9 protein-coding genes are annotated in these 7,023 nt (G+C 66.6%); 3 read left to right on the top strand and 6 right to left on the bottom strand.

Annotation, left to right across the window (positions count from 1 at the left end; translation table 11 throughout):
• Positions 1 to 188: 188 nt before the first annotated feature.
• The 4 genes from I71_RS14155 to fumC form a co-directional block, all read right to left on the bottom strand.
• On the bottom strand, positions 189 to 410 hold the full coding sequence (locus I71_RS14155; protein ID WP_042695494.1) for a hypothetical protein: 222 nt from the start codon (positions 408 to 410) through the stop codon (positions 189 to 191).
• 137 nt (positions 411 to 547) lie between these two features.
• A complete protein-coding gene (locus I71_RS14150) occupies positions 548 to 1,339 on the bottom strand; it encodes a DUF599 domain-containing protein (protein WP_244433835.1) in 792 nt (263 codons plus the stop codon).
• 62 nt (positions 1,340 to 1,401) lie between these two features.
• On the bottom strand, positions 1,402 to 1,608 hold the full coding sequence (locus tag I71_RS14145; RefSeq protein WP_042695493.1) for a ribbon-helix-helix domain-containing protein: 207 nt from the start codon (positions 1,606 to 1,608) through the stop codon (positions 1,402 to 1,404).
• Positions 1,609 to 1,698: 90 nt separating this feature from the next.
• Entirely contained in the window at positions 1,699 to 3,090 is a 1,392-nt protein-coding gene (gene fumC, locus I71_RS14140) for a class II fumarate hydratase (protein WP_042695492.1), read from the bottom strand.
• Between fumC and I71_RS39720 the strand changes: the two genes are divergently transcribed.
• Positions 3,089 to 3,622: a hypothetical protein gene (locus tag I71_RS39720; protein WP_244433834.1), complete on the top strand. Its 534-nt coding sequence runs from the start codon at positions 3,089 to 3,091 to the stop codon at positions 3,620 to 3,622. The two genes, fumC and I71_RS39720, sit on opposite strands and share 2 nt — an antisense overlap.
• A gap of 365 nt (positions 3,623 to 3,987) precedes the next feature.
• Positions 3,988 to 4,203 carry a hypothetical protein gene (locus I71_RS14130; RefSeq protein WP_042695491.1) on the top strand — a complete coding sequence of 72 codons (216 nt, stop codon included), beginning with the start codon at positions 3,988 to 3,990 and terminating at the stop codon, positions 4,201 to 4,203.
• Positions 4,204 to 4,212: 9 nt separating this feature from the next.
• Here the strand turns inward: I71_RS14130 and I71_RS14125 are convergent, their stop codons facing one another.
• Both I71_RS14125 and I71_RS14120 read right to left on the bottom strand, forming a co-directional pair.
• Positions 4,213 to 4,710 carry a GNAT family N-acetyltransferase gene (locus tag I71_RS14125; protein WP_042695490.1) on the bottom strand — a complete coding sequence of 166 codons (498 nt, stop codon included), beginning with the start codon at positions 4,708 to 4,710 and terminating at the stop codon, positions 4,213 to 4,215.
• Between the two features lie 99 nt (positions 4,711 to 4,809).
• Complete coding sequence (locus I71_RS14120; RefSeq protein WP_042695489.1) at positions 4,810 to 5,877, bottom strand: glycosyltransferase; 1,068 nt, start codon at positions 5,875 to 5,877, stop codon at positions 4,810 to 4,812.
• A 388-nt stretch (positions 5,878 to 6,265) separates the two neighbouring features.
• On the opposite strand from I71_RS14120, the gene I71_RS14115 reads away from it, so the two are divergent.
• Positions 6,266 to 7,023: lytic transglycosylase domain-containing protein (locus I71_RS14115; RefSeq protein WP_042695488.1), on the top strand; the 758-nt coding region annotated here is incomplete at its 3' end.

Genomic DNA, 7,023 nt, shown 5'->3' with positions numbered 1-7,023 from the left:
GAGGAGACGGTGCACGCCGACCTGCTGACCGGGCTGGGCGTGTCGCTGGCCCAGGGCTTCCTGTTCAGCCGGCCGTCGAGCGACTTCGCTTATTTCGCCAAGGACTGGTCGCGGGTGCGCAGCGGCGGCAAGGTTCTGCTGAAGGGCTGAGACCGGACGACGACCGGAAGACGTCGTCCGTCAGTCCGTCAGGCCATCGCCGGCGACCGGCCGAAGCTGCAGCAGTCGAACGATCCCATGCCTTCGACGCTGTGGACTTTTTCAAGCCGATCGCGGGCCGCATCCAGAAGTTCCCGGTTCCGGGCCAGCGTGTCGCGGCCGGCATAGCCGTCGCGCAGCTGCACGCGGTTCAGCAGGGCCTCCGCCTGATCCAGGGCTTCCATGATGGTCAATGCGGTGTCGGCGTCCATAGCGGTCCTCTTGATCTTTCCGTCGCGGCGACAAGCTGCCGCGCGATTCATGATGGAAAGACCTTAGACGCCGCAACTCGCCGTCAGGTAGAGGATATTTGGTCGCACGCAGAGAAAAGCGTGTGGGATTTTATGTATTATTTCTCTTTGTTTGTCTCGTTTCTCTCCAGCCATTGAGTCTGCACACGTATGACCTTCTCCGTGGCGGAGAATCCCTGCCGGCGTGTGAGAACCAGGATGACGCCGGTGGTGGCGGCGATGAGGAATGCCGGTCCGATGATCCAGGCCAGCGCCGCCAGGGCGAAATAATAGGCGCGCATCCCGCCGTTCAGCGCGGTGATCGCCAGCGTCAGCGCCTCGCCGATGGCCCGGGCGATCTGCTTGCGGTCCTCCAGCGGCACCGGCGGCATCGGCGCCGAGCCGATCAGCGCACAGCAGTAATTGTACTGGCGCAGAGCCCAGGTGAACTTGAAGAAGCCGAAGGTGAAGATCGCCACCATCAGCAGCATCTTCAGCTCGAACATCTGGTGCGAGGTCTGGACGGTGAAGGAGAGATCCGAAACGAACTGCTGCGCCCGCTCCGCCGCACCGAAGGAACCGATCAGCCCGGCCAGCACCAGCATGTTGGTGGAGGCGAAGAAGGTGCAGCTGTGCATGGTATGGCCGAACAGCTGCGAATCGATGATGCGGTTGTCACGCTCCAGCATCCGCTCGATCCAATGGCGGCGCACGATCCGCAGATGCTGGTTCACCACATTGCGGCCGACCAGCAGATGATCCTGGATGACGGTGAAGCCGACCCAGGAGCCGATGAACCAGACGAAAGCGACGATGTCGAGCGTGGTGACGTCGGGCGGCATGGCGGCAGGGTCTTGCAGGGTGGTTGGACGGACCGCAAGCGTGTACGCCAGCAAGAGGCGGGTGTCCACCTCAGGCATCCCCCGCCTCAGGCGTCCCCCTCAGGCCCGCTTTGCGGATGTCGGACCGCCCGTCACTCTCCCGGACCCCGCGCCGCCTTCAGCAGATAGACGCGGATGGCACTGGACAGGTTGCCGGTGCGGCTCTGGTCGATCTCCTCGATCAGGGCGTTCACCGACAGGCCGCGCGACTGCGCCACCGATTTCAGGGCATCCCAGAACTCTTCCTCAAGGGAAACGCTGGTGGGATGGCCGGCGATCAGAACCGAACGCTTCTTCATGGTCACGCACGCATCGCAGGTGGGGGATGAGGGTGGACAGAGGAAGGCCGGAACGGCCGGGATAAGCCACCCCCAACCCTACCCCCAAGCTTAGCCGGGACCAACCATCCGTTCGGGACGAACCCACTGATCGAATTGTTCATCCGTCAGGAGTCCAAGTTCGCGCCCGGCCTCCTTTAGACTTGTCCCTTCCTTGTGGGCCTTCTTGGCGATCTTCGCCGCGTTGTCATAGCCGATGTGGGGGTTGAGCGCCGTCACCAGCATCAGGCTGTCCGACACCAGCCTGGCGATGCGCTCGCGGTTGGCCTCGATGCCGACGACGCAATTGTCGGTGAAGCTGACCGCCGCGTCGGCCAGCAGACGGATCGACTGCAGCACGTTGAAGGCGATCACCGGCTTGAACACATTCAGCTCGAAATGGCCGGTCGCGCCGGCGACGGTCACGGTGGTGTGGTTGCCCATCACCTGGGCGCAGACCATCGTCATCGCCTCCGACTGGGTCGGGTTGACCTTGCCGGGCATGATGGACGAACCGGGCTCGTTCTCCGGCAGCGACAGCTCGCCGATGCCCGACCGCGGGCCGGAGCCCAGGAGGCGGATGTCGTTGGCGATCTTCATCAGCGACACCGCCAGCGTGTTCAGGTGGCCGTGGACGTCGACCAGCGAATCATGGGTGGCCAGCGCCTCGAACTTGTTCTCCGCGGTGACGAAGGGAAGGCCGGTGAAGGCCGCCACCTCCTCGGCGAAGGCCTCGGCGAAACCCACCCTGGCATTCAGCCCGGTGCCGACCGCGGTGCCGCCCTGCGCCAGCCGGTAGAGCTGCGGCAGCGCTCCCTTGACCCGGCCGATGCCATAGGAAACCTGCGCGGCATAGCCGGAGAACTCCTGCCCCAGGGTCAGCGGCGTGGCGTCCTGGAGATGGGTGCGGCCGATCTTGACGATCTCCTGGAAGGCGTCGGCCTTGGCGTCCAGCGCCGTGCGCAGATGCTCCAGCGCCGGGATCAGGCTGCGCACGATCTCGTCGGCGGCGGCAATGTGCATCGCAGTGGGGAAGCTGTCGTTGGACGACTGTCCCATGTTGACATGGTCGTTGGGGTGGATCGGCGTCTTCGCCCCCAGGGTGCCGCCGAGCTTCTCGATGGCGCGGTTGGCGATCACCTCGTTGGCGTTCATGTTGGTCTGGGTGCCCGACCCGGTCTGCCAGACCACCAGCGGGAAGTGATCGGCCAGCCTGCCGTCGATCACCTCGTCCGCCGCCTCCAGGATGGCGGCGGCCAGCCTGGGATCGAGCACGCCCAGCCTGAGGTTGGCGGCGGCGGCGGCGCGCTTCTGGATGCCAAGCGCGCGCACCAGCGGCGCCGGCATGCGTTCCCCGCCGATGCGGAAATTCTGGAGCGAGCGCTGGGTCTGCGCGCCCCAGTAACGGTCGGCCGGAACGTCAATGGGGCCGAAGCTGTCGGTTTCGGTGCGGACACCGCTCATGGCTGAACCTTTCCTGATCGCCGCTTTTGGTCACGGATGGCCGGGGTTGCAAACACCCCTGCCCCGCCTGATCTTTGGGGTGAACCTGCGGACGGCAAGGGCCGGTCATACGCAGGTCCGATGGCGGCCGGATGCTCCCCGCGAGCGGAAGCTTGAGCGACTCGATGGAATTCCTCACTCTTCCCTCGAATTTGTTCTTGTTGTGTTCGATTTTCTTCCGTACGCTTTTTCCGAACGAACCGCCGCGGGTCCGGCGGTCACCGACAGCGATTGGGGGAACAGGATGGACGATCTGGCACATGACCATATCCGCGCCTTCATTGCCCGGACGCGCGTTTCGGAGATGAAGAGCCGCGGCTGGCGCGTCCTTGGCCCGGGGGAGGAAGGTTCGCTTCTGATGGAAGGCCCGATGCCGGCCGGCCGATCCACCCTGTTGGAGGCCCCCATCGGCGGGGTTTTCGAGGATCTGATCGCCTGTGCCCTGCAGCGTGCCGACGCCCGCGACCGCGCAACCGTCCGGCGCGCCGCCTGAAGACCTTTCGAGTATCAGCTTTTTCAGAGGGTTGCAGATCCCCAAGTGGGTTGGCGGACCTGCACCCTTTGGTAGTCCATCCCTCCAAATCCCTCGGGTGGTCTGAGCAACCCGACATAGCGGTCCGCGTTGTCATACTGCATGCTGATCGCTGGGACGACCAACGGTGATCTATCGCAGCAGAATTGAGAACGTCTTTTCCTCAGGCGTTCGTGGTAACCCTTCGGAATGATCCTAGGCAGAACGGCCAAAGATCGGAAGTACCCCCGAAGATACCACCTGCTTCATAGTCCTGTTAGGAAGTCTTTAACTGGCCCGATGGCTTGATAAGGCCATCGGGAATGCTCAGGCCAAGGGAGATTTACATGATCGGTGCCGTCAACTCGAAGAAGATCAACGCCTCTTCCGCGGCCCATATCGCGCTTCTCGACCAGTTCATCCGGCTGACGCAGGACACCATCGTCGAGCAGGACGACACCTTCATCCGCGACAGCCTGGTCGATCTTCTGTCGAGCCTGCGCAGCGAACGCGCCGATTACGCCGAGATCATCGGCGTATCGGCTCTGAACCGCGCCGTGTGATCCCGCGCCTTACTCTTCCTCTGCCCCGACTTCCGCCGCCAGCGCCGAGAGCGCATCGCCGGTCAGGCGGTAGGGAAGCCATTCCTTCATCTGGCTGAAGCCGACCCGGTCGTAGAATCCACGCGCCGGGTTCCAATCCAGAACGCTGAGATCCACCCGCCGGTAGCCGCGCTCCACCGCGCGCCGGGCCACTGCGGCCAGCAGCTTGCGGCCGACGCCATAGCGCCGGGCGTCGGGCGTGACGTAGAGATCCTCGACATACAGGCCGGGCCGCCCCTCCCAGGTGGAAAAATTGCGGAAGGTCAGGGCGAAGCCGACCGGCGCCCCGTCGAGGTCGGCGATCAGCGCCTCGAACACCGGATGCGGCCCCCAGCCGTCGCGGCGGAAATCCTCCTCGGTCGCCTTCACCGCATCGGCCTCGCGCTCGAACTCCGCCAGTTCGCGGACGAAGCGCAGGATGGTGGTGCAATCCTCCTCGACGGCGGGGCGGATGGTGACGGTCGGCATCGGCGGCGGACTCCCTGACACTGGGCGAAACGAAACGGGGAGCGGACCATAGCCCGCTCCCCGCCCTTGCGCATCCTCGTTGTGGGTGACCGCCCCCGGTCAGTCGTCGCCGCCGCCCTTCAGATCGAGGAGGCTGCGCAGTTCCTGCACGCGGCGCTCGGCGCTGTGTTCGGCCAACACCCGCTTGCGCGCCCGGCGGCCGAGGTCGGTCAGGTGATTGCGCGGCAGCATCATCGCCGTGGGGACATCGTCGGTCTGGGCGGCCACCAGGATTTCGCGGCCAGGCTCGAAGAAGCTGTCCAGCCCGTCCCACTGGTCGGCGACGATGGCCGAACCGCAGGCGGCGGCCAGGAACAGCCGGTCGGACGGACACCAGCCGATCCGCCGCTCGTCGTCGCGGGCGAGCGTCAGGGCGAGGTTGGCCGAGGCCAGCACGTCGGCATGCCGGGCCGGGTCGAGGTCGGGGAAGGTCAGGATGTTGGAGGCGCGCGGCACGCCGTCCGGCAGGTCGGCGCCGACCAGCACGAAGCGCCGGCGGGTCAGGCGCTGGGCCGGATCGATGAAGAAGCGGTCCAACCCTTCGCGGATGCCGTCCGGGCCGCCGACGATGCAGCAGAGATCGCCGAGATACTCCCGCTTGAAGTCGCCCTGCCTGTCGGCCTCGGGGACGATCCAGGGGTAGAGCGGGGCAACCGATTCCGCCCCCGCCTTGGCACGGTAACGGTCCAGCGCCGGCCCGCCGCAGGACGCCAGCACCATGTCGAAGCCGGCCAGCCCGTCGACCGGCAGATGGGCCACCGGCTCCCCCGCCTCCAACGCCGTGAGGCTGACCGGGGCTTCGGGATCGTAGAGCACGCGGCGCGGCGTCTTCGCGTGGCGGACGAGGTCGGCGGCACGGCGGGCATCCGGCCCCTGCGCCACCACCAGCGCCACCCCGGCGTCGTCCGCCTGCGCCGCCGCCTCCACCGCGACATCGTTCCAGTCGGTGTAGGACAGCACGTCGCCGCCGGGAATGCTCCAGGGCGCCGGCGCGTCGGGGCCAGTGCGTTCGACCGCGACGACGCGATGGCCGCGGATCGCCAGCCCGTGGATCAGCGCTCGCCAGCGCACACGGTGCCCTCCGTCCTGGCGATACCCGCTGGTCAAGCCGAAGATCACGATTTTCATGGCGTCGGCACCCTTGGCGTTCCGTGGCAGGAGGCGGCCTCGTCGTCGAAGCGCTTCCAGATCAACGCGATTGAGGAAGATGGTGTTCCGGCTTTCGCTGCCATCCCGGCGGCCCCACAGGCGGCCCTGGCGGCGGCCCCGGCATCGACCGATTCCGCCGGGAACCGCGCCGCGGGACGACGGCCCGCCGGACGGGAATTACGGCAGCGTTGCCGTGAAATTTGATATGGTCCGGTTCGACGGTGCTGCAAGCGCATCCCCCTCGCAATAGGGGTTTCCACCCCAGGGCTGCCGAAATGACGCCAAGCCCGCCGAATTGACGGTTGAGCCTTGCGGCCGGGCGCCTTAGGGTCACGGCCCGGCTTCCCTTCCGATCACGGTCGAGCGCATGCGAGTCCCGTTCCGTCATCCCGCCCGCCTCCTTCTCGCCACCCTGCTGATGGCCGGCTGCCAGAGCACCGGCGCCACCGCCCCGGTCGCCTCCGGCGCCTCGGCGCCCGCCGCCACCCAGCCCCCCGCCCAGCCCGTGGCGCAGCAGCCCGCCTCCTTCTCCGAATGGCTGGCGGCATTGCGCGTCGAGGCGTTGAGCCAGGGCATCCGTCCGCAGACCTTCGACCGCGCCTTCCAGCGGGTCAAGCTGTCCGACCGCGTCGTGGAACTGGATTCGGCGCAGCCCGAGTTCACCCGGCAAGTGTGGCAGTATTTGGACAGCGCCGTGAATGAAAAGCGTGTCCAGGACGGCCGGCAGAAGCTGCAGGAGCATGCAGCGTTGCTTTCCCGCATCAGCCGCCGTACCGGCGTCCCGGGCGAGATCCTGGTCGCCTTCTGGGGGATCGAGTCGGATTTCGGCAAGTCGACGGGCAACTTCTCGGTCATCGACGCGCTGACGACGCTGGCCTTCGAGGGCCGCCGCGCCGTCTATTTCCGCTCGGAGCTGCTGGCGGCCCTGCGCATCCTCGACTCCGGCGACATCGCGCCGGAGCGGATGAGCGGCTCCTGGGCCGGGGCGATGGGCCAGACCCAGTTCATGCCGACCGTGTTCCTGCGCAACGCGGTGGACGAGGACGGCGACGGCCACCGCGACATCTGGGGCAGCATGCCCGACGTGCTGGCCTCCACCGCCAAGTTCGTGCTGGCCAACGGCTG

The sequence above is a fragment of the Azospirillum sp. B506 genome (assembly GCF_000333595.1).
Lineage (GTDB): Bacteria > Pseudomonadota > Alphaproteobacteria > Azospirillales > Azospirillaceae > Azospirillum.
This window is presented reverse-complemented; position numbering and strand designations above follow the sequence as displayed.